This is a genomic window from Pseudomonas sp. MWU16-30323, from assembly GCF_020515595.1.
GTDB lineage: Bacteria > Pseudomonadota > Gammaproteobacteria > Pseudomonadales > Pseudomonadaceae > Aquipseudomonas > Aquipseudomonas yamanorum.
The window spans coordinates 1-21,696 of sequence record NZ_JAIWYM010000011.1; the positions used below are offsets into that span (position 1 = coordinate 1).

25 protein-coding genes are annotated in these 21,696 nt (G+C 61.4%); 11 read left to right on the forward strand and 14 right to left on the reverse strand.

What is annotated here, in order from left to right; translation table 11 throughout:
• Nucleotides 1–771, reverse strand: a 771-nt coding sequence (locus LIY45_RS14860) for an AlgP family protein (RefSeq protein ID WP_226476772.1), incomplete at its 3' end; no start/stop codon positions are given.
• A gap of 192 nt (nt 772–963) precedes the next feature.
• Between LIY45_RS14860 and LIY45_RS14865 the strand changes: the two genes are divergently transcribed.
• Nucleotides 964–1,629 carry an FKBP-type peptidyl-prolyl cis-trans isomerase gene (locus LIY45_RS14865; RefSeq protein WP_226476773.1) on the forward strand — a complete coding sequence of 222 codons (666 nt, stop codon included), beginning with the start codon at nt 964–966 and terminating at the stop codon, nt 1,627–1,629.
• A gap of 53 nt (nt 1,630–1,682) precedes the next feature.
• Here the strand turns inward: LIY45_RS14865 and rsd are convergent, their stop codons facing one another.
• From rsd to LIY45_RS14900, 7 genes are all read right to left on the reverse strand, one after another.
• Nucleotides 1,683–2,141 carry a sigma D regulator gene (rsd, locus tag LIY45_RS14870; RefSeq protein WP_226476774.1) on the reverse strand — a complete coding sequence of 153 codons (459 nt, stop codon included), beginning with the start codon at nt 2,139–2,141 and terminating at the stop codon, nt 1,683–1,685.
• A gap of 206 nt (nt 2,142–2,347) precedes the next feature.
• On the reverse strand, nt 2,348–2,869 hold the full coding sequence (locus LIY45_RS14875; RefSeq protein ID WP_226476775.1) for a disulfide bond formation protein B: 522 nt from the start codon (nt 2,867–2,869) through the stop codon (nt 2,348–2,350).
• Nucleotides 2,870–3,106: 237 nt separating this feature from the next.
• On the reverse strand, nt 3,107–4,348 hold the full coding sequence (locus LIY45_RS14880) for a heme biosynthesis protein HemY (RefSeq protein ID WP_017476659.1): 1,242 nt from the start codon (nt 4,346–4,348) through the stop codon (nt 3,107–3,109).
• Nucleotides 4,349–4,353: 5 nt separating this feature from the next.
• Nucleotides 4,354–5,472, reverse strand: coding sequence for a uroporphyrinogen-III C-methyltransferase (locus LIY45_RS14885; RefSeq protein WP_226476776.1), 1,119 nt, complete (start codon nt 5,470–5,472; stop codon nt 4,354–4,356).
• 18 nt (nt 5,473–5,490) lie between these two features.
• On the reverse strand, nt 5,491–6,258 hold the full coding sequence (locus tag LIY45_RS14890; RefSeq protein ID WP_226476777.1) for a uroporphyrinogen-III synthase: 768 nt from the start codon (nt 6,256–6,258) through the stop codon (nt 5,491–5,493).
• Nucleotides 6,255–7,196, reverse strand: coding sequence for a hydroxymethylbilane synthase (hemC, locus tag LIY45_RS14895; RefSeq protein WP_226476778.1), 942 nt, complete (start codon nt 7,194–7,196; stop codon nt 6,255–6,257). The genes LIY45_RS14890 and hemC overlap by 4 nt, the downstream gene beginning before the upstream one ends.
• Nucleotides 7,197–7,334: 138 nt before the next feature.
• On the reverse strand, nt 7,335–8,081 hold the full coding sequence (locus LIY45_RS14900; protein WP_017476662.1) for a LytTR family DNA-binding domain-containing protein: 747 nt from the start codon (nt 8,079–8,081) through the stop codon (nt 7,335–7,337).
• 564 nt (nt 8,082–8,645) lie between these two features.
• On the opposite strand from LIY45_RS14900, the gene argH reads away from it, so the two are divergent.
• Nucleotides 8,646–10,040 carry an argininosuccinate lyase gene (gene argH / locus LIY45_RS14905; protein ID WP_003208818.1) on the forward strand — a complete coding sequence of 465 codons (1,395 nt, stop codon included), beginning with the start codon at nt 8,646–8,648 and terminating at the stop codon, nt 10,038–10,040.
• 145 nt (nt 10,041–10,185) lie between these two features.
• On the opposite strand, the gene LIY45_RS14910 is transcribed toward argH, so the two are convergent.
• Entirely contained in the window at nt 10,186–10,845 is a 660-nt protein-coding gene (locus LIY45_RS14910) for a glutathione S-transferase (RefSeq protein ID WP_226476779.1), read from the reverse strand.
• Between the two features lie 52 nt (nt 10,846–10,897).
• On the opposite strand from LIY45_RS14910, the gene LIY45_RS14915 reads away from it, so the two are divergent.
• The 3 genes from LIY45_RS14915 to LIY45_RS14925 all read left to right on the forward strand — a co-directional run bounded on the left by LIY45_RS14915 (nt 10,898) and on the right by LIY45_RS14925 (nt 14,660).
• Entirely contained in the window at nt 10,898–11,254 is a 357-nt protein-coding gene (locus LIY45_RS14915) for a hypothetical protein (protein ID WP_226476780.1), read from the forward strand.
• A gap of 148 nt (nt 11,255–11,402) precedes the next feature.
• Complete coding sequence (locus tag LIY45_RS14920; RefSeq protein ID WP_226476781.1) at nt 11,403–11,651, forward strand: TIGR02647 family protein; 249 nt, start codon at nt 11,403–11,405, stop codon at nt 11,649–11,651.
• Nucleotides 11,652–11,819: 168 nt separating this feature from the next.
• Nucleotides 11,820–14,660 carry a class I adenylate cyclase gene (locus LIY45_RS14925; protein ID WP_226476782.1) on the forward strand — a complete coding sequence of 947 codons (2,841 nt, stop codon included), beginning with the start codon at nt 11,820–11,822 and terminating at the stop codon, nt 14,658–14,660.
• Here the strand turns inward: LIY45_RS14925 and rnk are convergent.
• From rnk to cyaY, 3 genes are all read right to left on the reverse strand, one after another.
• A complete protein-coding gene (gene rnk, locus LIY45_RS14930; RefSeq protein WP_226476783.1) occupies nt 14,657–15,067 on the reverse strand; it encodes a nucleoside diphosphate kinase regulator in 411 nt (136 codons plus the stop codon). The two genes, LIY45_RS14925 and rnk, sit on opposite strands and share 4 nt — an antisense overlap.
• Nucleotides 15,068–15,198: 131 nt before the next feature.
• Nucleotides 15,199–15,417 (reverse strand): DUF1289 domain-containing protein, encoded by a 219-nt coding sequence (locus tag LIY45_RS14935; protein WP_026077858.1) that lies wholly within the window; start codon nt 15,415–15,417, stop codon nt 15,199–15,201.
• Nucleotides 15,418–15,419: 2 nt separating this feature from the next.
• Nucleotides 15,420–15,752 carry an iron donor protein CyaY gene (gene cyaY, locus LIY45_RS14940; RefSeq protein WP_017476668.1) on the reverse strand — a complete coding sequence of 111 codons (333 nt, stop codon included), beginning with the start codon at nt 15,750–15,752 and terminating at the stop codon, nt 15,420–15,422.
• Between the two features lie 239 nt (nt 15,753–15,991).
• Here cyaY and LIY45_RS14945 point away from each other — a divergent pair, with 239 nt between their 5' ends.
• From LIY45_RS14945 to LIY45_RS14970, 6 genes are read left to right on the forward strand one after another with little or no spacing between them, the layout of a single operon-like run.
• Nucleotides 15,992–16,153, forward strand: a complete 162-nt coding sequence (locus tag LIY45_RS14945; RefSeq protein ID WP_003208801.1) for a lipoprotein — start codon at nt 15,992–15,994, stop codon at nt 16,151–16,153.
• Between the two features lie 9 nt (nt 16,154–16,162).
• The gene (lysA, locus tag LIY45_RS14950; protein ID WP_017476669.1) at nt 16,163–17,410 is read left to right on the forward strand and encodes a diaminopimelate decarboxylase; all 1,248 of its coding nucleotides are present in this window, start codon (nt 16,163–16,165) and stop codon (nt 17,408–17,410) included.
• Nucleotides 17,411–17,414: 4 nt separating this feature from the next.
• Complete coding sequence (gene dapF / locus LIY45_RS14955) at nt 17,415–18,245, forward strand: diaminopimelate epimerase (protein WP_226476784.1); 831 nt, start codon at nt 17,415–17,417, stop codon at nt 18,243–18,245.
• A 13-nt stretch (nt 18,246–18,258) separates the two neighbouring features.
• The gene (locus LIY45_RS14960; RefSeq protein ID WP_226476785.1) at nt 18,259–18,975 is read left to right on the forward strand and encodes a DUF484 family protein; all 717 of its coding nucleotides are present in this window, start codon (nt 18,259–18,261) and stop codon (nt 18,973–18,975) included.
• Nucleotides 18,976–18,977: 2 nt separating this feature from the next.
• Nucleotides 18,978–19,877 (forward strand): tyrosine recombinase XerC, encoded by a 900-nt coding sequence (xerC, locus tag LIY45_RS14965; RefSeq protein WP_017476671.1) that lies wholly within the window; start codon nt 18,978–18,980, stop codon nt 19,875–19,877.
• Entirely contained in the window at nt 19,874–20,572 is a 699-nt protein-coding gene (locus LIY45_RS14970) for an HAD-IA family hydrolase (protein ID WP_226476786.1), read from the forward strand. Before xerC ends, LIY45_RS14970 begins: the two co-directional genes overlap by 4 nt.
• Nucleotides 20,573–20,828: 256 nt before the next feature.
• On the opposite strand, the gene sutA is transcribed toward LIY45_RS14970, so the two are convergent.
• Nucleotides 20,829–21,155, reverse strand: coding sequence for a transcriptional regulator SutA (gene sutA, locus LIY45_RS14975; protein ID WP_017476674.1), 327 nt, complete (start codon nt 21,153–21,155; stop codon nt 20,829–20,831).
• A 103-nt stretch (nt 21,156–21,258) separates the two neighbouring features.
• A complete protein-coding gene (locus tag LIY45_RS14980; protein WP_017476675.1) occupies nt 21,259–21,684 on the reverse strand; it encodes a secondary thiamine-phosphate synthase enzyme YjbQ in 426 nt (141 codons plus the stop codon).
• Nucleotides 21,685–21,696: the final 12 nt, after the last annotated feature.

Below are 21,696 nucleotides of genomic sequence, written 5' to 3' on the forward strand. Positions count from 1 at the left end.
TTTAGCGGCTGGCTTGGCAGCTGGTTTCGCAGCAGCAGTTTTAGCGGCCGGCTTGGCAGCTGGTTTCGCAGCAACAGTTTTAGCAGCCGGCTTGGCAGCTGGTTTCGCAGCAGCGGTTTTAGCAGCTGGCTTGGCGGCCGGTTTCGCAGCAGCCGTTTTAGCAGTTGGCTTGGCGGCCGGTTTCGCAGCAGCCGTTTTAGCAGCTGGTTTGGCGGCTGGTTTCGCAGCAGCGGTTTTAGCAGCTGGCTTGGCAGCGGATTTAGCCGGTGCTTTTGCCACAGGCTTGGCCGCAGCTTTTGCAGGTGCCTTGGCGGCGACGGCTTTGCTGGCTGGCTTCTTCGCTGCGCTGGCTGCAACAGCTTTGGCCGGAGCACGGGTGCTCAGCACTTTGCCTACAGCTTCCTTCACACGACCAACACCCTGAGCCAGCTTCAGGCTCTCGGAAGCATCACGCTTGAGTTGGGAAATGTAGGTGCGGGTTTCGGATTGACGATCCTTGAGGGCGTCGAGCAAGTCCTCAAGTTCTTTGACGGCGTCCTTGGCTTTGGCTTGTGCCTTGGCTTTGCCAGCGGTCGCTGCGCCTTGCAGTTTGGTACGGGATTTGTGCAGTTTTTCCTGAGCTTTGCCGCGTTGTTTTTCAAGCTTGGCGAGCAACTTCTCTGCATCAGCCAAGGCTTGTGAACAAGCGTTTTCCAAATGTTCGAGCAGGCTGCCCGAAAGTTGTTGGAGCAAATGCAACGGGGTATTTACAGGCTTCTGTTTGGCCGACATGGTTTACCTCCTGGCTGACGTGGGTGCGGCTCATACTAGCCCTCTGCTCTTACCGCCGCTAGGGCATGTTGACAGTATCGATTGGCTTGCGTTGCACCGCACGAAAATTCTTATTGATATAACGAAAATCCGCGCCACTTTTTAAGCATTCACACTGGCATAATCCATCGCACTTTCGGCTGGAGAACGCCCATGTCGCGTTACCTTTTTTTAGTGTTGAGCGTGGCGCTTTCAGTGGCCAATGCGAGTGAGAAATCCCCGTCCAAAGATGACCACGACCTGGCCTACAGCCTGGGCGCCAGCCTGGGTGAGCGACTGCGCCAGGAGATGCCGGGCCTGCAAATCGAGGCACTGATCGACGGACTCAAACAGGCCTATCAAGGTAAGCCACTGGCCCTGGACGACACACGCATCGAACAGATCCTTGCCCAGCACGAAGCGCAAAACGCACCGGACAATCGAGCACCACAAAGTGAAAAAGCACTCGCCGCCGAACAACAATTTTTAGCCAGTGAGAAATCCAAAAGTGGCGTGCGCGAATTGGCAGACGGCATCCTGTTGACCGAACTGACCCCTGGCAGCGGGAAGAAACCGGCGGCCGATGATCGCGTGCAAGTGAATTATGTTGGGCGGTTACCCGACGGCACCGTCTTCGACAAGAGCACACAACCCCAGTGGTTTCGCCTGGACAGCGTGATCAGCGGCTGGCGCAGTGCGTTGCAGCAGATGCCGGTGGGCGCGAAGTGGCGCCTGGTGATTCCATCCGACCAAGCCTATGGCGCTGAGGGTGCGGGCGAGTTGATCCCACCTTATACGCCACTGGTATTCGAGATCGAATTGCTCAACGCGGGCGCCTGAGCCCAAACGAAAAACGGTGCGCAATGCGCACCGTTTTTTTGTGTGGCGGCGAGTCAGGCTTTAGCCGTCAACTCTTCCTTGTGAGCGTTGTGCAGCACTTCGATCAGGCAATCTTCCAGTTCGAAACGCTCGTGAAGCAAACCGCCCAACTCTTTGAATTTTTCTGCAACGCACTGGCCAGCATCACACAGGTCGTTGAACGCCAGCAGCTTCTCGGTGATGACATCGATGCGCGGGTAAATCGTCTCTGCCAAGTCCAGGCCACGTTGATCGTCGAAAGCCTCGGCCTCTTTGGTCAACTGCTCGTAGATACCGAAGTGCCCCGCCGAGACGTAATCCACCAATACCCCACAGAATTCCTGCAACGGCTTGCGGTTCTCGCTGAGCGCTTCGGGCCTGGCACCGAGAGCATCAAAGGCCCGAATCAGTTCGTGACGCGCTTTCAACCAACTATCGATCAGTTTATGCACCCCACCCCAGCGTTCCTGAGCATTCTGACAACTTTCCAGCATGATGATCTCTCTTCCCTATAGGGGCGCCGCACACTGCCCGCGCAACACTTCAAGGTTAAAGCGGCAACCGGGCAAAGGTGCATCGAACAATCTGTTTCAATAACGCGTGCGGGCCAGATTATGCCCGCATGACTATGGCATCAAGGTACGCAGGAGAGAAAGTTCATACAAGTGTTTAATCCCTTCCTACAACCTGCGGGCACCTCTCAGTGCCGTGCAAGGCCAAAACGCTGGCTCAGCAGCAACCGCGAGAACTGCGCGATGCCAAGGATCAGCATGGCCACGAAGAACAGCAGGCTCCACTCGGGAATACTCAAGTCGAACAGCGTCCAGTTGATTTCCACGCAGTCGACGGTGCCCTTGAAGATCAGCGACAACGCCTCCCGGAGCGACAGGTTTTCGATCATGGATTGAAGGCCAGGCCAACAGTCAGGCAGCTGTTCCGGCGGTGTATTTTGCAGCAGCACCTGGCGTACGGCGGTGATGGCGCCCAACACTGCACAGCCCATGCTGGCCGCCCAGTACAGGTAGATCCCGGACCGCCTGGGCCCATGAATCGCCGCCACCAGGTTGATCAGCGTGAAGGCAGCCACAAGAATTCGTTGCACCTGACACAGGAAACACGGCCGCAAAAACGCGGCATATTCCAGGTAAAAGGACGCGCCCAGCGTCAGCGCACCAGCCAGGAACGCCAGGAGGAACAGGGAGCGTGAGGGGGCCAGAGACATTGTTTATCCGCAACGCAAGAGATAGGTAGTTACGGTAGAGGAAAGGCCTTACCCCTTTCAATACGCGTCGGAGCAGACGATTCCGCGAGAGCGTAGGGATATCCCGTCAGAAGGTGAACGATTAAACGCACATCTGCGTAGGAGTTTACTACAGGCCATATTGCCTACAGCTATTGAGCGCTCTTGAAGGGTTGCCCACGAGACAACTCTGAGGCAACCCTTACGACGTTTCCTACTTCAAACCCGTGCCGGCACAGGCAGCGGTGACGCCAGCAGACGCTTGTCCAGCAGGCCCAGGCCTTCCTGGAACAACTGGTTGCTGCGCTCGGTGTCGCCCAACTGCGCCAACAGGCGCGCCAGTTCGGCACAGGCTTCGGGGTTGCGTTGCACCTGCAGGCTGCTTTCCAGGTAGTCCCGCGCCTTTCCCCACAGGCTGTTTTGCAGGCACAGGCGTCCCAGGGTCAGCAACAGGCTGGCATCGCCTGGATGATCCTTGAGCCAGCCTTCGGCAAACTTCAGTTGCTTCGCCGGATCGCTGCCACGCAGCAGGCCGTAGAGCCTGATCAGATGGCTGTCGTACTCGCGCTTGAGCGCACCGCGCAGCACTTCTTCAGCCTTGGCATCCGCGCCCAATTGGCGCAGTTGTTCGGCGTACGCCAGCACCAGTTGCGGCTCCTGGCGCTGGGCGGAAGTGAGTTGTTGCCAAGCTCGCTCAAGGGATTGCTGACCGGCCTCGCCCTGCTCTTCGCGCTGGGCCGCCAAGGTCAGGTTCTCGCCCCAGGCGCGACGCTCCAGGTCAGCCAGTTCGGCGGGGGGCAACGCTTTGTCCTTGCGCAGCTCCGGCAACAGCCGAATTACCGAAGACCAGTCACCGCGCTGTTGATACAGCCGCTGTAATTGGCGCAATACCTGGACGTTATGCGGATGACGCTCATGCATGGCCTGCAAGGTGACCAGGGCGCCATCAGTGTCGCCACGGTCCATCTGCAACTGCGCATGACTCAAGGCCACCGCCAGTTCGGCCTGGGGCTGGCGTTCCAGCGCGCGCTCCAGCAGGCCGTCCGCCTCCTCATAACGCCCCTGCTCGTTAGCCGCGCGGGCGGCACCGAGGTAGTAGAGCAATGGCTGGCGCTCCGCTTCGGCCGCTCGGTGCAAGTGACGCTCGGCGCTGGCCCAGCGCCCTTCGGCGAGATCCATCTGGCCCTGTTCAATGGCGACCTGCACCCGACGGCTGCGATTGCGCCGCGACCACGGGTTGACCACACCACCCGAAGTCAGCACCAGGCTAAGCAGCACCCGGACCAGGTAGATCGCCAGACCGATGGCAAACAGCGCCACCAGCGTCGACCACAGCCCGGACTCGTAATGCAGCACATGGGGATAAGTAATCAGCACGTAACCGGTGTGTTTCGAGATGCCCACGGCCAGTGCCAGGGCGATCGCAATCGCCAGCACCAGGATCACATAGAAGCGCTTCATTGGCTTTACTCCTGGGTCGCCGGCTTGCCAGCGGAAGCCTTGGCTTCTTCGGCAGACAGGTGGCGACGGTCAAGGTAAGCCTGCACGGCAGCCAGGCTCGCGGCCAGGTCCGGCGTTACCACCGACACGGCCTTGGGCTCGAGCTCGGCAATACGCGCCAGCATGGCTTTGCTTTGCGGGTTGTCTTGATTGAAGTTGTCCTGCAACACGCTGCGGGCCTCGCCGAGGGAGCGGCTGTACACCGCCGGCTCGCCATTGAGCGCCGCCCACTGCGCCTGCTCCAGCGCCAGGCTCAAGGCCAGGCGCACCTGGTTCAGGCCTTGCCCTGCCAGCAGCGGACGAATGTTGTCATCGGGGTTGAAGTCGATGCGGAAATACCGCGAGATCTGCTCCCACCACTGGCTCCAGCGGTTGTCCGTATCGGTCGTCGGACGCCCCTCATTGGCCGCTTCCGGGAGCTGGTATTCCGGAGCGATGGCCGCGAGTTGCACGACCTGATCGCGCAATGCCGCCAGTTGCAGGTACAACCCGGTACGGTCCGGCTGTTCGATATTGCGCAACGCGGCGAGGCTCTTGGCCAACTGCTCACGGGCGGCGTACGAGCCGGGGTCACTTTGTTCGCGAAGGATTTCGTCAGCGCCCTGGACCAGTGCCTGGGCACTGTTAATGTCCTGCAAGGCGGAAAGACGCAGGCTGGCCAGGCGGATAAGGTGTTCGGCCTCGGCCAGGCGCCAGTCCTGGCGGCTGGCACCCAGCACGGTTTCCAGGCGCTGGCTCAAGCGCTGCTGGTCGCCCTGCAATTGCGCCACCAGCCGGCGGCGCTCTTCCAGCTCGTCAGCACCCGGCAGTTGCCCCAGGCGCGCAGACAACTGCTGCTGGCTCTGCTTGAGGCTCTGGGACTGGTCGTCCAGGGTTTGCACTTGGCCCAGCTGTTGCTGGCTGCTCGCCTGCAGTGCGCGGACCTGCCAGATCCCCCAGCCACCGGCGGCAACACCGGCTGCGCCGAGTAACAAGGCCACGATAGCCAGGCCGTTGCCACGACGCGGGGCGGTGGTGACCGGTGTCTCAACAGGCGCATCAAGCGCGGGCTGAGCTTCATCTTTAGGCAAGGCTGTTTCGCTCACGTATCCATCCTTTGCGTATTAGAGAGTGGGAACGGAGAAACTCCGTAACGCCACTAACAAAGCCGCGGCACTGGCGCCACGACAATCCACAACTTCTTGCGCGCCAGCGGCACGCGCCATTTCGGCGACTCGCGGGCTGGGCACAAACAACGGCAGTTGTGCCACCAGGGGCCAATCTGTGCCGGCCAGGGCTTGCAGGTGTAAAAAACCCTGCCCACTGCTGACCACCACGCCGTTCAAGCGTTCCACGTTTATGCGTTGGGTCAGGGCTGCACTGTCGTAATCCGGCAGGAAACGGCGGTACAACTCCAGATAGTCGACACTAGCACCTTGCTCGCGTAAACGCTCAGCCAGCAGCTCTCTCCCGCCCTCGCCCCGCAGAATCAGCACCCGGCCACCGGGCTGTGCAATAGCCTCGCGCAAGGCAGCCAATTCAAGCAAGGCCTCACTGTCGTCACCTTCCTGGGGGCAGCTGACGTCAAGGCCGCGGTCGGCCAACACCTGAGCCGTAGCGGCGCCGACGCTGAACCATGGCAACGCCGGAGGTTGCGGCCAGTGTTGCGCCAACAACTGCACGCCCAGGCGCGCCGCCGGCTTGCTCACCACGATCACCGCACAATAACGGTCCAGCTCGCGAAAGATCGCGTGTTGCTCAGGCGTGACGGGCAGCGCTTCGATCTCCAGCAACGGCAGGCTGCTGCTGAAAATACCTTCCTCAGATAAGGTCGCTGCCAGGGCCGCCGACTCCTCGGCGGGCCGCGTCAACAGCACACGCCATTGCGTCACTGCGGGCCGGCCTCGCCGTACACCGCTTGCAGGATGGCACCGGCGCCTTTTTCCAGCAGCTCTTCGGCGACTTTGATACCCAGGCTGGTCGCCTCGCTTTGCGGCCCGCGAATCTGTGCAGTGAGCAGCAACCCACCACTCGGGTCGCCCACCAGGCCACGCAGCCAGAGGTTCTCGCCCTCCAGCACGGCGTAACAGGCGATCGGCACCTGGCAGCCACCGTTGAGGTGTTTGTTCAGAGCGCGTTCGGCGGTGACGCGAATTTCAGTGTCCTGGTGGTCCAGCGGCTTGAGCAGCGCATGAATTTCGCGGTCGGCGGTGCGGCACTCGATACCCACGGCGCCTTGCCCGCCAGCCGGCAAGCTGTCTTCAACGCTGATGGCCGAGGTGATGCGGTCTTCAAAACCCAGGCGGATCAGGCCGGCTGCCGCGAGGATGATCGCGTCATATTCACCGGCATCCAGCTTGGCCAGGCGGGTATTGACGTTGCCCCGCAGGAAACGGATTTGCAGGTCTGGGCGGCGGGTCAGCAACTGTGCCTGGCGACGCAGGCTGGAGGTGCCGACGACGCTGCCCAGCGGCAGCTCATCAAGAGAGGCGTAGGTATTGGAAACGAAAGCATCGCGTGGGTCTTCGCGCTCGCAGATGCAAAACAGGCCCAGGCCTTCGGGGAAGTCCATGGGCACGTCTTTCATCGAATGCACGGCGATGTCGGCTTCGTTTTCCAGCAGAGCGGTTTCCAGTTCCTTGACGAACAGGCCCTTGCCGCCGATTTTCGACAATGGCGAATCAAGCAGCTTGTCGCCGCGACTGACCATGGGCACCAGGGACACCTTGAGGCCGGGATGGGCCTGCTCAAGACGTGCTTTGACGTACTCGGCCTGCCATAAGGCCAGGGCGCTTTTACGGGTGGCGATGCGGATTTCGCGAGAGGACATGGATCAATCCGTACTGAATAGATACGGCAGATAATAACAGCTCAGGCAAAGGCGCTTTGATTTGAATCAGCAAGTGCGGGGCCTCCCTGGCCGCGTCGCACCGGGATATGGGCGGTGAAGCTCGCGTCAGCCCTTGGGCTAAAGCTGCTGCATCATCTTGCGCACACCGGCGACATGACGCCGGCTGACGATCAAGGCATCGCCATTGAGGCCCTTCAGGAACAGTTGAAAGTGCCCAAGCGGCGTGCGCTGCAGGCGCTCGATGCGCTCGCGTGCCACCAGCGCATTGCGGTGGATGCGCACAAAGCGGTCGCCAAATTCATCTTCCAACGCCTTGAGTGGCTCATCGAGCAGTACTTCACCGGCCTCGTGACGCAAGGTCACGTACTTGTGATCGGCGATGAAGTAGACCACCTGATCCAGGGGAATCAGTTCGATGCCCTTGCGGGTACGGGCACTGATATGGCTGCGCGGCCCGTTGCCGCCCTGGGCTGCGGGCTGGGTCAAGGCGGCCAGTTGGACACGATTGGGACGCTCGGCTTTTTTCAAGGCACGAAGCAAGGCATCGGCGTTGATCGGCTTGACCAGGAAACTGGCGCCGCTGGCATCCAGGGCCTCGGAAGAGAACTCATCCTGGGAGGCACACAGCACCACCGAAGGCGGCGATTCTCGCTCGCTCAGGCGGGCAGCAACCTGCAAGCCATCAAGGCCCGGCATGCGGATGTCGAGTAACACGACGTCCGGCTTGAGGCTGTCAATAAGGGCCAAGGCTTCCTCGCCACTGGTGGCGCTCGGCTCAAGGACACTGTAACCCTCGAGTTCACTGACCAAACGGCTCAGTCGCTCGCGGGCTTGGGGTTCGTCATCAACGATCAGGACATTCATATTGCGCTGGATTCCTGCGTGAGTCTCGCACAAGGATAGCGTAGACAGGTGCGGTGACTTCCGTCACGGCGATCCACGCTAAGACTAGCGCGAGCGGCAAAAAGTGCCCCGAGAGTGGCACCAATATTTACCCGGACCTGTTCAATCGCGCCCAAAGCCTGCTGCCTTCGGGCATCGTCGTAGGGTTTGCTGATACACAATATGAACACCCCCTTTCTAATGGATAGCCTGGAGTTCGACCTCATCGCCCGGCATTGGTGCAGTGCACCGTCTGTCAGCGCGACGCTCTATCAGTGCAACTGTAGACGTTCGCGAAGACGATATTGCTCAATCGTCAAATATCGTTTCAATAAACACGCTTTGTTTACCCAAGGACCGTTAGTTTTAAACCCCCGTTCGGTCCTGGTTCCAGTCTCGTCCTGCGCGAGGCCGGCGGCAAGGCACTTAGCCATCTTGGAAACAAATAAAAATGCCCCGCCCTGGCATCATCGCCTCCGGGGGCAACCCTGTTATTATCGGCGCCACACTTTCATGCCCTCTTTCCAGCAGATCACGAGCGAATCCATGAGCACCGACAAGACCAACCAGTCCTGGGGCGGCCGCTTCAGTGAACCCGTCGACGCCTTCGTCGCGCGCTTCACCGCCTCCGTCACCTTCGACCAGCGCCTGTACCGCCACGACATCATGGGCTCGATCGCCCACGCCACGATGCTGGCCAAGGTCGGCGTACTGACCGATGCCGAGCGCGACAGCATCATCGACGGCCTGACCACCATCCGTGGCGAGATCGAAGCCGGCACCTTCGACTGGCGCGTCGACCTGGAAGACGTGCACATGAACATCGAGGCCCGCCTCACCGACCGCATCGGTGTGACCGGCAAGAAACTGCACACAGGTCGCAGCCGTAACGACCAGGTGGCCACCGATATCCGCCTGTGGCTGCGGGACGAGATCGACCTGATCCTGGCCGAAATCACCCGCCTGCAAAAAGGCCTGCTGGAGCAGGCAGAGCGTGAGTCCGGCACCATCATGCCCGGCTTCACCCACCTGCAGACCGCACAGCCTGTGACCTTCGGCCACCACCTGCTGGCCTGGTTCGAAATGCTCAGCCGCGACTACGAGCGCCTGGTGGACTGCCGCAAGCGCGCCAACCGCATGCCCCTGGGCAGCGCCGCACTGGCCGGCACCACCTACCCGATCGACCGCGAATACACCGCGCAACTGCTGGGTTTCGACGCCGTGGGCGGCAACTCCCTGGACGGCGTGTCGGACCGTGACTTCGCCATCGAATTCTGCGCCGCGGCCAGCATCGCGATGATGCACTTGTCACGTTTCTCCGAAGAGCTGGTGCTGTGGACCAGTGCGCAATTCCAGTTCATCGACCTGCCGGACCGCTTCTGCACCGGCAGCTCGATCATGCCGCAAAAGAAAAACCCCGACGTGCCGGAATTGGTGCGTGGCAAAAGCGGCCGTGTATTCGGCGCGCTGATGGGCCTGTTGACCCTGATGAAAGGCCAGCCGCTGGCCTACAACAAAGACAACCAGGAAGACAAGGAACCGCTGTTCGACGCCGCCGACACCCTGCGCGACTCGCTGCGGGCCTTTGCCGACATGATCCCGGCGATCAAGCCCAAGCACGCCATCATGCGTGAAGCGGCCCTGCGTGGTTTCTCCACCGCCACCGACCTGGCCGACTACCTGGTACGCCGTGGACTGCCGTTCCGCGACTGCCACGAAATCGTCGGCCATGCCGTGAAATACGGCGTGGACACCGGCAAGGACCTGGCGGAAATGAGCCTGGAAGAACTGCGCCAGTTCAGCGACCAGATCGAGCAGGACGTGTTTGCGGTGCTGACCCTGGAAGGGTCGGTGAATGCCCGTAACCATATCGGCGGGACTGCGCCGGCGCAGGTGAAGGCTGCCGTGGTTCGCGGCCAGGCATTGCTCGCCAGCCGCTAACCCAAAGGTAAGTACCCCGGCAAATAAGGGCGAACACTGAACCTGTGGCGAGGGAGCTTGCTCCCGTTGGACTGCGCAGCAGTCCCATTTTTGGGGCCGCTCCGCTGCCCAACGGGAGCAAGCTCCCTCGCCACAAAAGCAGTCTTTATTTCTTCGCAGCAATCATCGCCATAAACGCCGGCATCGCCGCTTCCTTGTCCGCCGCTACCCGCTGGGCATTCGGCAACGCCTGCAAGCGCTCCAGCAACGCCTTGGCCTTCGGCAACTCAGCCAACAGATCCAGCCCGAACAGCTTCCCAGCCACGGCACAGGCCAGGTCCACGCTGTACACAAAATACAAATCCGCAATCGTGAAGCTGTCCCCCGCCACATACGGCGCGAACTTCCCGTGCCGCCCCAGCGATGCGACGCCCAGCAATAACTCCGCCCTGGATTTTTCCTTGATCGCCTCAGGTACCGGCATTCCGAAAAACGCCTCGGCAAAACACGCCCGGGCCGGCAACTCGATGTACAACTCGATTTCCCTGCACAACGCCAGCACCTGGGCGCGCTGGAACGGCTCGCTCGGCAGCAGCGATCGCCCGCCCTGGGTCTGTTCGATGTATTCGAGGATCACGCTGGTTTCGTTGATAAAGCCTTGCTCGACACCCAGCACCGGCACCTTGCCCCGCGGGCTCACGGCCAATGCTTCAGGGGTCTGGCCTGCGTAGAACGGCACCTCTTCGAAGGGCAGCCCTTTCTCCAGCAGCGCCAGCTTGACCATGTTGTAGTAGTTGCTGACCGAAAATCCATAAAGCTTAAGCATCACAAAGCCTCCAGGCCGTGTACGGGGTTGGCAGCAGTGGTTATAGAACGGGATGCCACGCCTGACCAGCAGCATCAGCCGAGTGAATGGGGGTAGACTGGCGCCCTTTCCTCCAGGAGCCTGCCATGAGCGGCCAACCGATATCGACAACGACGAAGAAGAGTTCGCCGAGACCACCTTGATTGAAGCGATCGAAAACCAGATCGAAAGCGACAACCCGCCCGCCGCCAAGGCCACGTTCAACAAGCTGACCCTGGTGGGCTACGAGCGCGAAGACATCCTGCAAATGATGGCCCACGTACTCGCCATCGAGATCGACGCCCTGCTCGAAGAAGACCGCGCCTTCAATACCGAATGGTATGAAACTGCCTTGCGCGCCCTGCCCGAGCTGCCGCCCGAGAAGCAATAAGCCCGACGCCGCGCTGGCCAGCAAGCGCTTGCTGGCCACAATCCTGCGCCACATCAACCCTGCATGAGTTCCGACTGGACAGCTCGCCCAAGTGCGTTCACCTTATGGCTGCTAACGTCTAAAAATTCCTAGAAAGTCTGGAGTCCTTATGTCGTATACCCCTGAGTTGGTTGCCGAACTGGAAATCCTTGCACTCTTCAACCTGGGCAGCTCCCAGGAAGGTCTGAAAGTTCATCAGACCGCCGCGCCCACTGCCATTGCCGCTGCCCAGCGCCTGTTTGAAAAAGACCTGATCGACCAGCCAGACGGTGGTTACCTCACCAGCCTTGGCCGGGATGCTGCCGAACACGCACAAAGCCTGCTGACTATTCTGAAGACCAGCAAAGAAGCCGCCTGACACCTCGAATCGCCCACGGGATCCTCTTTTCACGGATTCCGCGGGCATTTCTACGCCTGGGATAAAATTCTGGCGCCAAAAACAAAATCCCGCTAAACCTCCTACGCTACTGGTTGTAAACTCCCACTCGGCCGCCCACGTCGGGCCCTGCGAGCCACCGAGTTCGACATGACCCGCACCCACGAAATCCGCCCCGACCTGGACGAAGGCATCGACCGCAAGGTGCTGACCCAGTTGCGCGCGCGGTTTCTGGCCCTGAACGAGGGCCGCATGGCCCGGGCCGTCGAAGGGCTGACGCCGCGCCAGCAAAGCGTACTGACGCTGCTGCCGCTGTTTTTCCACGTCAATCACCCGCTGCTCCCGGGTTATGTGTCGGGTAGCACACCGGCCGGCCTGTCGAACTTTGAACCCGACGCGCAAGCGTTGGCAGAAGCCCAGCGCCTGACCCGCACGTTTTCCTACAAGCCACGGCACGGCAACCCGCCGCGCCCGATTCATGGCCTGTTCCTGATGGGCAGCCTGGGCACACTGGCCCAAGCCGACCAAAGTGATATGGACGTGTGGGTCTGCCACGCTGCCGATCTCAGTGAGAACGAGCTGGCCGAGCTACGAAAAAAATGCCAATTGCTGGAAACCTGGGCCCTGACCATGGGCGCCGAGGCACACTTCTTCCTGATCGAGCCGACACGGTTTATCCAGGGTGAGCGCGACACCCAACTGAGCTCGGAAGACTGCGGCACCAGCCAGCATTACCTGCTGCTGGACGAGTTCTACCGCACCGCCATCTGGCTGGCCGGGCGCACGCCGGTCTGGTGGCTGGTGCCGGTGTATGAAGAAACCCGCTACGCCGAATTCACCCACGCGCTGATCTCCAAGCGCTTTATCCGCGCCGATGAAACCCTCGACCTGGGCCATCTGGCCCACATCCCGCCGGGTGAATTTATCGGCGCCGGCCTGTGGCAGTTGTTCAAGGGCATCGAATCGCCCTACAAGTCGGTACTCAAACTCCTGCTGACCGAGGTCTACGCCAGCGAACACCCGAAGGTGCAGTGCCTGAGCCTGCGCTTCAAGCGGGCGGTGTTTGCCAACCAGATGGACCTGGACGAGCTGGACCCGTACATCGTGGTCTACCGCCGCATCGAGGAATACCTCAAGGCTCGCAACGAACCGGAGCGCCTGGAACTGGTGCGACGCGCCCTGTACCTGAAGGTCAACCTCAAGCTCACGGCCGGCCAGCGCACCGACCGCTGGCAACGTTTGCTGCTGGAGCGCCTGGCCCATGAATGGGGTTGGGACCAGCGCCAACTGGCCCTGCTGGACAGCCGCAGCCAATGGAAAGTCCGCCAGGTGGCCTCCGAGCGCCGGGCGCTGGTCAACGAGCTGAACTACAGCTATCGCTTCCTGACCCAGTTTGCCCGCACCGAACAGACCGTCAGCCTGATCAACAAGCGCGACCTCAATGTGCTCGGCCGGCGCCTGTACGCCGCCTTCGAACGCAAGGCCGGCAAGGTTGAGTTCATCAACCCCGGCATTGCCCCGGACCTGGCCGAAGACACCCTGACCCTGGTGCACGCGCCCAACCGCAAAGAACCGGGCCAGCACCATTGGGGCTTGTACAACGGCAGCCTGACGGCCCTGGAATGGGAACACTTCGCGCCGATCAAGCGCAGCCGCGACCTGCTGGAAATGCTCACCTGGTGCCACCGCAATGGCGTGATCGACAGCAGCACCCGCCTGGCCTTGCACCCCGGCAGCAGCGACATGACCGAATTCGAGCTGTTCAACCTGCTGGGCAGCCTGCAACAGACCGTCGCCCTGCCCATGGCCAGCGTGGATGAGGAACGCCTGCTGCGCTCGGCAGTGCCCGAGGAAGTGCTGCTGCTGATCAACGTCGGCGTCGACCCGCTCAAGCACCACCGCGACCTGAACATCCTGATGACCACCGAGCGCACCGACTCCCTGAGTTACGCCGGCGTGCGGGAAAACCTGGTGCTGACCCTGGACCAGGTCACGCTCAACAGCTGGAACGAGGTAATGGTCAGCCGCTACGACGGCCCCCACGCGCTGCTCGACTGCCTGCGGGATTACCTGAACCAGCTGCCGGCCAATCACCTGCCGCGATTGCGGGTGCGTTGCTTCTGCCACAACCGCGCGCAATTCATTGCCCAGCGCGTGGAAGAAATCTTCGACACCGCGCAAACCCTGATGCTGAGCCAGGAAAACCACCGCTACCTGGTGCAGGTGCAGCAGCACTACCACGTGATGGAACTGACACCCGGCCAAGCCAACCATGTGTCACTGGCGACCCAGGACGCGCTGATCGCCTACCTCAGCGAGGAACTGGCCAGCTACAGCCCGCTGCACCTGGACACCATGGCCCTCGAAGACCACGACCTGGCGCTGTTGCTGCCCATGGGCCTGCCCGACTGCGTGCAGGTGTTCTACCGGATCAACGAAGGGGTTGCCGAGCTGTACGTGCTGGATGAATTCAACGCGCTCTGGCAGCAGCGCCTGCCGTTTCACGACGAGCAAAGCCTGCTGGTGCCGCTGCAGCGCTTCCTGCAATCGATTATTTATCGGCGCGACGCGCTGCTGCCGCTGGACCCGCAACAGCCACTCGGCGCGGTGCAAATCCTGTATTACCAGCTGTTGCCGTCAGGCAGCGGCCGCGCACGCCGGGCCGAACCGCGCACAGCGCCGCAAACCCCGGCCAATAAACCGTTCTACGACGTGCAGGCGATTATCGGCAAGGCAGCGCCGGGCCAGGTGGGGATCACCTTGTACTGCAATCAACGGGAGTTTTCCGAGCTGGAATTTGGCGACCAACTGTTTGCGGTGGTCGCCCAGCAAATCGTCGGGCAACGCCGGGAGGCCGAGCGTTACCGCTGCTACATCACCGATCTGGACCTGTCCGGCCTGCTCGGTGATGTTCAAAGCCCGAGCAATCTGTACCTGCGCTACAAGGCTGATCTGGAACTGGCGCTCAATGAAGCGCTGAACCAGGTTTAGAGAGGAAAGGCGCCACCGCCTTTCGGCTGGCCTTCGACGCCGAGCAATTCAAGCTTGAGGGTCTTGCCACCCGGTGCTGGCCAGTCGATGTGCTGGCCGACTTGCAGGCCCAACAAAGCGCTGCCCACCGGCGCCAGGATCGAGATTTTGCCTTCGTCGGCGTTCGCGTCCTTGGGGTAGACCAGGGTCAGGTGATAGTCCTTGCCACTGCCTTGTTCACGGCAATGCACGCTGGAGTTCATGGTCACGACAGTTGCAGGCACTTCATCGTGGCCAACCACTTCTTCGGCGCGGTCGAGTTCGTGTTGCAGGGCTTCAACGCCCGGCGACGCCTCGCCGACACGGTCGATCAGTTGCTCAAGACGCTGCACGTCAAGACGGGTGAGGATGATGGAAGGTGCGGTCATGATTCAGGCAGACTCCTTTTTTCTGCACAAAAAAGCAAAACCCCGCCAGGAAAAGGCGGGGTTCTCACGGACCTCGATGAGTTGAGGTGTATCCGGACACTACCACAGCACAATAAATAAACAAGACGGCCTCAGGTGGAGGCCCTGCGCTGCTCGGCCTGGGCGACGATCACGCGGCGCCGCGCATCATCGGCGGAGCGCCATTCCCGGATGTCTTCCACATGACGGAAGCAGCCGAGGCAGACTTTGTGCTCATCCAGCCGACATAAACTGATACAAGGTGACGGCACCGCCGGGCTGACATTGCTGAACAGCGGCTTGGGCGGGCGTACGGGTACGGGCTGCGTCACGATCAGATCTCGTCGAAGTCCAGCTCGACGCCGGTATATTCATGAATCAGGCGCGTGAGCATCTCGCCCAACAACTCTTCGCTCTTGTCACACTGCCATTTGCCGCTTTCTTCGTCGTAGTCGAAGTGAACGCCACCGGAGCGCGCAGCCAGCCACAGCTGACGCAGCGGTTCCTGGCGACTGAAGATCAGTTGCTGGCCACTCTCAAACTTGACGGTCAGCACACCAGCCGAGTTCTCCAGGTCCACATCCAGACCGCTGTCGTCGAAAATATCCTCCAGCGCTTGCTGGGTCGAATCCACCAGGTCGTGAAAACGGGCTTCGGTCAAACTCATTGTGGGAACCTCGAAAAGTGTCTGGTCTCGCTCAAGCGCCGCACAATACGGACGCGCCATCATGATTGCAAAGGATACCGATTTCATTACCCGCAGCTGCGTGAATTATCCCTGACTGGTGTAAGCGCAATCGCGACAAACTCGGCAAAGCCCCGCCGGACGGGTATTTCGGCACATAGGCAATCCGGCGGGTGGTCGGTATACTCGGGCGCAATTAATGCATATTCAAGGATTTCGCCATGAAGCGCCTGATCTCTTCCCTTGCTGCGCTCGTCGCGGTCGCTTGCCTCGTTAGTGCCTGTGGTCAAAAAGGCCCGTTGTATCTGCCCGATGACAGCAAAGACCCGAATGAACAGGCACAATCGTCGCAGACCAAAGCGCACAAGCACGACACCTACTAAGGGAACATCATGGACGCTTTTAACTACCGGGACGGCGAGCTGTTCGCGGAAGGTGTCGCGCTGTCCGCCATTGCCGAGCGCTTTGGCACCCCGACCTACGTGTACTCCCGTGCCCACATCGAAGCGCAATACCGCTCCTTTGCCGATGCGCTGGAAGGCACGCCGAGCCTGGTGTGCTACGCGGTAAAAGCCAACTCCAACCTGGGTGTACTGAATGTCCTGGCGCGCCTTGGTGCCGGTTTCGACATCGTGTCCCGGGGCGAGCTGGAGCGTGTACTGGCCGCCGGCGGCAAGGCTGACAAAATTGTGTTCTCCGGTGTCGGCAAGAGCCGCGAAGACATGCGCCGCGCCCTGGAAGTTGGCGTGCACTGCTTCAACGTCGAGTCCACCGACGAGCTGGAGCGCCTGCAAGTGGTGGCCGCCGAGATGGGCGTTCGCGCACCGATCTCCCTGCGGGTCAACCCGGACGTCGACGCTGGCACTCATCCGTATATTTCTACCGGCCTCAAAGAGAACAAGTTCGGCATCGCCATTGCCGACGCCGAAGACGTGTACATCCGCGCCGCCCAACTGCCGAACCTGGAAGTATTGGGCGTCGACTGCCATATCGGCTCGCAACTGACCAGCCTGCCACCGTTCCTCGACGCCCTCGACCGCCTGCTGGCGTTGATCGACCGTCTCGGCGAATGCGGCATCTACCTGCACCACATCGACCTCGGTGGCGGCGTCGGCGTGCGCTATCGCGACGAAGAGCCGCCGCTGGTGTCCGACTACATCAAGGCCGTGCGCGAGCGCACCGAAGGCCGCGACCTGACGCTGATGTTCGAGCCAGGCCGCTACGTCGTCGCCAATGCCGGCGTGCTGTTGACCCAGGTCGAGTACCTCAAGCACACCGAGCACAAGGATTTTGCCATCGTCGACGCGGCGATGAACGACCTGATCCGCCCGGCGCTGTACCAGGCCTGGATGGACGTGACGGCCGTCAAGCCACGCGCTGGCGAAGGCCGCACCTATGACGTGGTCGGCCCGATCTGCGAGACCGGCGACTTCCTGGCCAAGGAACGTCAGCTGGCCCTGGAAGAAGGCGACTTGCTGGCCGTGCATTCGGCAGGTGCCTACGGGTTTGTCATGAGCTCCAACTACAACACCCGCGGGCGTACCGCCGAGGTGCTGGTGGACGGTGATCAAGCGTTTGAAGTGCGTCGCCGCGAGACGGTAGCCGAGTTGTTTGCTGGCGAAAGCCTGCTGCCGGAGTAAGGCCATGTTGCTGCGTTTTACCAAGATGCATGGGCTGGGCAATGACTTCATGGTTCTCGACCTCGTCAGCCAGCACGCGCACATCCTGCCCAAGCACGCCAAGCTGTGGGGCGACCGGCACACCGGTGTCGGCTTCGACCAGTTGCTGCTGGTGGAAGCACCGAGCAACCCGGAAGTGGATTTCCGTTACCGGATCTTCAACTCCGACGGCTCCGAAGTGGAACAGTGCGGCAACGGTGCCCGCTGTTTCGCCCGCTTTGTGCTGGACAAGCGCCTGACCGCCAAGCGGCAGATTCGCGTCGAGACCAAAAGCGGCATCATCGAGCTGGATATTCGCAGCGACGGCCAGATCGGCGTCAACATGGGCGCCCCACGGCTGGTGCCGGCGGACATTCCGTTCCAGGCCACCGAGCAAGCCCTGAGCTATGCGCTGGATGTGGACGGCAAGACCGTCAACCTGGCTGCCGTGTCCATGGGCAACCCCCATGCCGTACTGCGGGTCGATGACATCAACAGCGCACCGGTTCACGAACTGGGGCCGAAGATCGAAAACCACCCGCGCTTTCCGGCACGGGTTAACGTGGGTTTCCTGCAGGTCATCGACCGTTCCCGTGCGCTATTGCGCGTCTGGGAACGCGGTGCCGGCGAAACCCAGGCTTGCGGTACCGGCGCCTGCGCCGCTGCCGTAGCCGCGATCAGCCAGGGGTGGATGGATTCGCCACTGCTGATCGACCTGCCCGGCGGACGTCTGTCCATCGAATGGGCAGGCCCTGGCCAACCGGTGAAAATGACCGGCCCGGCCACCCGCGTCTACGAAGGACAGGTCCGTCTATGAGTGAGAAAATCTAATGACTGATAAGCCTCAAGTACCCGCGAACGCATCCCCAAGCGAAAGTCTGGAGGCCGCAGCCATTGCGGCGTATCTGGAGGCTAATCCGGATTTCTTCGTCGAACACGAAGAACTATTGCCGGCCCTGCGCATTCCCCACCAGCGCGGCGATACCGTGTCGCTGGTGGAGCGACAGATGAAGATCCTGCGCGAGCGCAATATCGAGATGCGCCATCGGCTCTCGCAGCTGATGGACGTGGCCCGCGACAACGACCGCCTGTTCGACAAGACCCGCCGCCTAGTCCTGACCCTGATGGACGCCGCCAGCCTGGAAGAGGCAGTGATTGCCGTCGAAGACAGCCTGCGCCAGGACTTCCAGGTGCCTTTTGTCAGCCTGATCCTGTTCAGCGACAACCCGATGCCGGTAGGGCGCTGGGTCAGCGGCAGCGATGCCCAGACCGCCATTGGCGGCTTGCTGTCCGAAGGCAAGACCATCAGCGGCACCCTGCGCGAGCATGAGCTGGACTTCCTGTTTGGCGCCGAACAGCGCCAGCAGATCGGCTCGACCGCCGTAGTCGCCCTGAGTCATCAAGGTTTGCACGGTGTGCTGGCCATCGCCAGCCGTGATCCACAGCACTACAAGAGCTCGGTGGGCACGCTGTTCCTGAGCTACATCGCCGAAGTACTGGGCCGCGTCCTGCCGCGCTTCACCACCGCCTTGCGCGCGGTGCGCTAACCATGGAACGACAACTGGACGCCTACTGCGCTCACCTGCGCAGCGAGCGCCAGGTGTCGCCGCACACCCTGGAAGCTTACCGTCGGGACTTGAACAAGGTCCTGGCGTTCTGCGAGAAACAACACATCAGCAGCTGGAAGGCCCTGGATATCCAGGGTCTGCGCAGCCTGATCGCCCGCCTGCACCAGCAAGGCCAATCCTCCCGCAGCCTGGCCCGCCTGCTGTCGGCGGTACGCGGCCTCTATCACTACCTGAACCGCGAAGGCCTGTGCGACCACGACCCGGCCAACGGCCTGGCGCCGCCCAAGGGTGAACGCCGCCTGCCCAAGACCCTCGACACCGACCGTGCCCTGCAATTGCTCGACGGCGCCGTGGAGGACGACTTCCTGGCCCACCGCGACCAGGCGATCCTCGAACTGTTCTACTCCTCGGGCCTGCGCCTGTCGGAGCTGACCGGGCTCAACCTCGATCAGCTGGACCTGGCGGATGGCCTGGTGCAGGTGCTCGGCAAAGGCAGCAAGACCCGCGTATTACCGGTGGGCAAGAAGGCCCGCGAAGCCCTGCTGCTGTGGCTGCCCCTGCGTGCCCTGGCCAACCCGGCGGATGACGCCGTGTTTATCAGCCAGCAAGGCCGCCGCCTCGGGCCACGGGCCATTCAGTTAAGGGTCAAGGCCGCCGGCGAGCGCGAGCTGGGGCAAAACCTGCACCCTCACATGCTCAGGCACTCCTTTGCCAGCCACTTGCTGGAGTCATCCCAGGACCTGCGCGCGGTGCAGGAACTGCTTGGCCACTCAGACATCAAGACCACCCAGATCTACACCCACCTGGACTTCCAACACCTGGCAACGGTGTACGACAGCGCCCATCCACGGGCCAAACGCATTAAGGGCAGTGACTCATGAGCATCAAGCTGATCACCTTCGACCTGGACGATACGCTCTGGGATAACGTGCCGGTCATCATCAGCGCCGAAGCGTCGATGCGCGAGTGGCTGGCGACCCATGCCACCAAGGTGGGCGACTTGCCTCTGGAGAAGTTTGCCAGCCTGCGCCAACAGGTGCTGGAGCGGCATCCGGAGCTGAAATACCGCATCAGCGTGTTGCGTCAAAAGGTGCTGCAACATGCTTTCGAGGAAGCCGGCTACCCGTTGCCGGAAGCAGCGCAGATGGCGGACGTGTGCTTTGAAGCGTTCATCCACGCCCGGCATCAACTCACCGTATTCCCCGAAGCGGAACCGATGCTGCAAGCGCTGCGCCGTGACTATCTGCTGGGGGTGATTACCAACGGCAATGCCGATGTGCAGCGTGTGGGGCTGGCGGATTACTTCCACTTTGCGCTGCGGGCGGAAGACATTGGTATCGCCAAGCCGGATGCACGGTTGTTCCAGGAGGCCTTGCAGCGCGGTGGCGTAGCGCCGGGCGCGGCGGTGCACGTAGGTGATCATCCGGGGGATGACATCGCCGGGGCGCAGCAGGCGGGGCTGCGGGCGGTGTGGTTCAACCCGGCGGGGAAGGCCTGGGAGGCCGAGAAGTTGCCGGATGCCGAGATTCGCAGCCTGACCGAATTGCCAGCACTCCTCGCCCGCTGGAACGCATAACCTGATGATGAAGGGCTTTTGTGGCGAGGGAGCTTGCTCCCGCTGGGCTGCGAAGCGGCCCCAAAACCAGCCATGACGTTCTTTCTGGAAAACCGCGCCGGGGCATAATCAGGGCCGCTTCGCGCCCCAACGGGAGCAAGCTCCCTCGCCACACACGCTCTTCATCCTTGGATGGGTGTTGGCCCTAACCCTTTTGTTTGACCCATGAAAAAGCCCGCAGCGACGGCGGGCTTTTTCAGCAAGCAAACAGCAAGCCTTAGATAGGCCGGCTGCCGTACTTGTTATCAGGCTTCTTCGGTGGATCTGCCACCACGTTAGCCTCGACTTCCTGCACTTTGCCGCCTTTAGCGAGGAACTCTTCCATCGCACGGGCCAGCGCATCGCGCTCTTTGTTCTTGGCTTCTACGCTCGGCAGTTCGTCAACCGACACCGCAGCCTTGGCTTTGCCTTTGGCTACCGGGACCGGTGCATCATCGCCACCGTCGTCGTCAGCCACGTCTTCGGCAGCCGCCTCAAGACCTTCTTCGGTTTCGTCGTCGTCGCCTACTTCGAGGTCGTCGTTTTCCAGATCATCGTCGCTCATGTTCTACCTCATGACTTGCGAAAAGCAGATTAGTTATAGCCCAGCTTCGCCGCCTGTCGACGGCCGCCGGAAAAAAATCAACATCCACCGGATCACCAGTGGCTTATGCCCCATCACCGTGCAAGGTGGCGAGGACTTTACGAGCACCGCCATGATCACGGTGCTCGCCCAGATAAACACCTTGCCAGGTCCCCATCGCCAAGCGGCCGGCCCTTACCGGCAAACTCAACTGACAGCCCAGCAGACTGGCCTTGAAGTGCGCCGGCAGATCATCCGGACCTTCGTCGTTGTGTTCATATCCCGCCATGCCTTGCGGCACCAGCGCATTGAAAAAACGCTCGAAGTCACGGCGAACCGCCGGGTCGGCATTCTCGTTGACCGTCAACGAAGCCGAGGTGTGCTGCAGCCACAAATGCAACAGGCCCACCCGACAGGCCTTCAATTCAGGCAAGCCGGCGAGCAACTCGTCCGTCACCAGATGAAAGCCCCGGGGCTTGGCCCGCAGGGTTATCAGGGTCTGTTGCCACATACAGTTCTCCGC

Bases quoted from the DNA above. Each gene is read 5' to 3' on its own strand.
- xerC (WP_017476671.1), top strand. From the start codon at position 18,978: ATGGAACGACAACTGGACGCCTACTGCGCTCACCTGCGCAGCGAGCGC.
- lysA (WP_017476669.1), top strand. From the start codon at position 16,163: ATGGACGCTTTTAACTACCGGGACGGCGAGCTGTTCGCGGAAGGTGTC.
- LIY45_RS14970 (WP_226476786.1), top strand. From the start codon at position 19,874: ATGAGCATCAAGCTGATCACCTTCGACCTGGACGATACGCTCTGGGAT.
- rsd (WP_226476774.1), bottom strand. From the start codon at position 2,141: ATGCTGGAAAGTTGTCAGAATGCTCAGGAACGCTGGGGTGGGGTGCAT.
- sutA (WP_017476674.1), bottom strand. From the start codon at position 21,155: ATGAGCGACGATGATCTGGAAAACGACGACCTCGAAGTAGGCGACGAC.
- dapF (WP_226476784.1), top strand. From the start codon at position 17,415: ATGTTGCTGCGTTTTACCAAGATGCATGGGCTGGGCAATGACTTCATG.
- LIY45_RS14910 (WP_226476779.1), bottom strand. From the start codon at position 10,845: ATGCTTAAGCTTTATGGATTTTCGGTCAGCAACTACTACAACATGGTC.
- LIY45_RS14875 (WP_226476775.1), bottom strand. From the start codon at position 2,869: ATGTCTCTGGCCCCCTCACGCTCCCTGTTCCTCCTGGCGTTCCTGGCT.
- argH (WP_003208818.1), top strand. From the start codon at position 8,646: ATGAGCACCGACAAGACCAACCAGTCCTGGGGCGGCCGCTTCAGTGAA.
- LIY45_RS14980 (WP_017476675.1), bottom strand. From the start codon at position 21,684: ATGTGGCAACAGACCCTGATAACCCTGCGGGCCAAGCCCCGGGGCTTT.
- LIY45_RS14920 (WP_226476781.1), top strand. From the start codon at position 11,403: ATGTCGTATACCCCTGAGTTGGTTGCCGAACTGGAAATCCTTGCACTC.
- LIY45_RS14900 (WP_017476662.1), bottom strand. From the start codon at position 8,081: ATGAATGTCCTGATCGTTGATGACGAACCCCAAGCCCGCGAGCGACTG.
- LIY45_RS14960 (WP_226476785.1), top strand. From the start codon at position 18,259: ATGACTGATAAGCCTCAAGTACCCGCGAACGCATCCCCAAGCGAAAGT.
- LIY45_RS14925 (WP_226476782.1), top strand. From the start codon at position 11,820: ATGACCCGCACCCACGAAATCCGCCCCGACCTGGACGAAGGCATCGAC.
- LIY45_RS14880 (WP_017476659.1), bottom strand. From the start codon at position 4,348: ATGAAGCGCTTCTATGTGATCCTGGTGCTGGCGATTGCGATCGCCCTG.
- LIY45_RS14915 (WP_226476780.1), top strand. From the start codon at position 10,898: ATGCCACGCCTGACCAGCAGCATCAGCCGAGTGAATGGGGGTAGACTG.
- LIY45_RS14865 (WP_226476773.1), top strand. From the start codon at position 964: ATGTCGCGTTACCTTTTTTTAGTGTTGAGCGTGGCGCTTTCAGTGGCC.
- cyaY (WP_017476668.1), bottom strand. From the start codon at position 15,752: ATGAGTTTGACCGAAGCCCGTTTTCACGACCTGGTGGATTCGACCCAG.
- rnk (WP_226476783.1), bottom strand. From the start codon at position 15,067: ATGACCGCACCTTCCATCATCCTCACCCGTCTTGACGTGCAGCGTCTT.
- hemC (WP_226476778.1), bottom strand. From the start codon at position 7,196: ATGTCCTCTCGCGAAATCCGCATCGCCACCCGTAAAAGCGCCCTGGCC.
- LIY45_RS14945 (WP_003208801.1), top strand. From the start codon at position 15,992: ATGAAGCGCCTGATCTCTTCCCTTGCTGCGCTCGTCGCGGTCGCTTGC.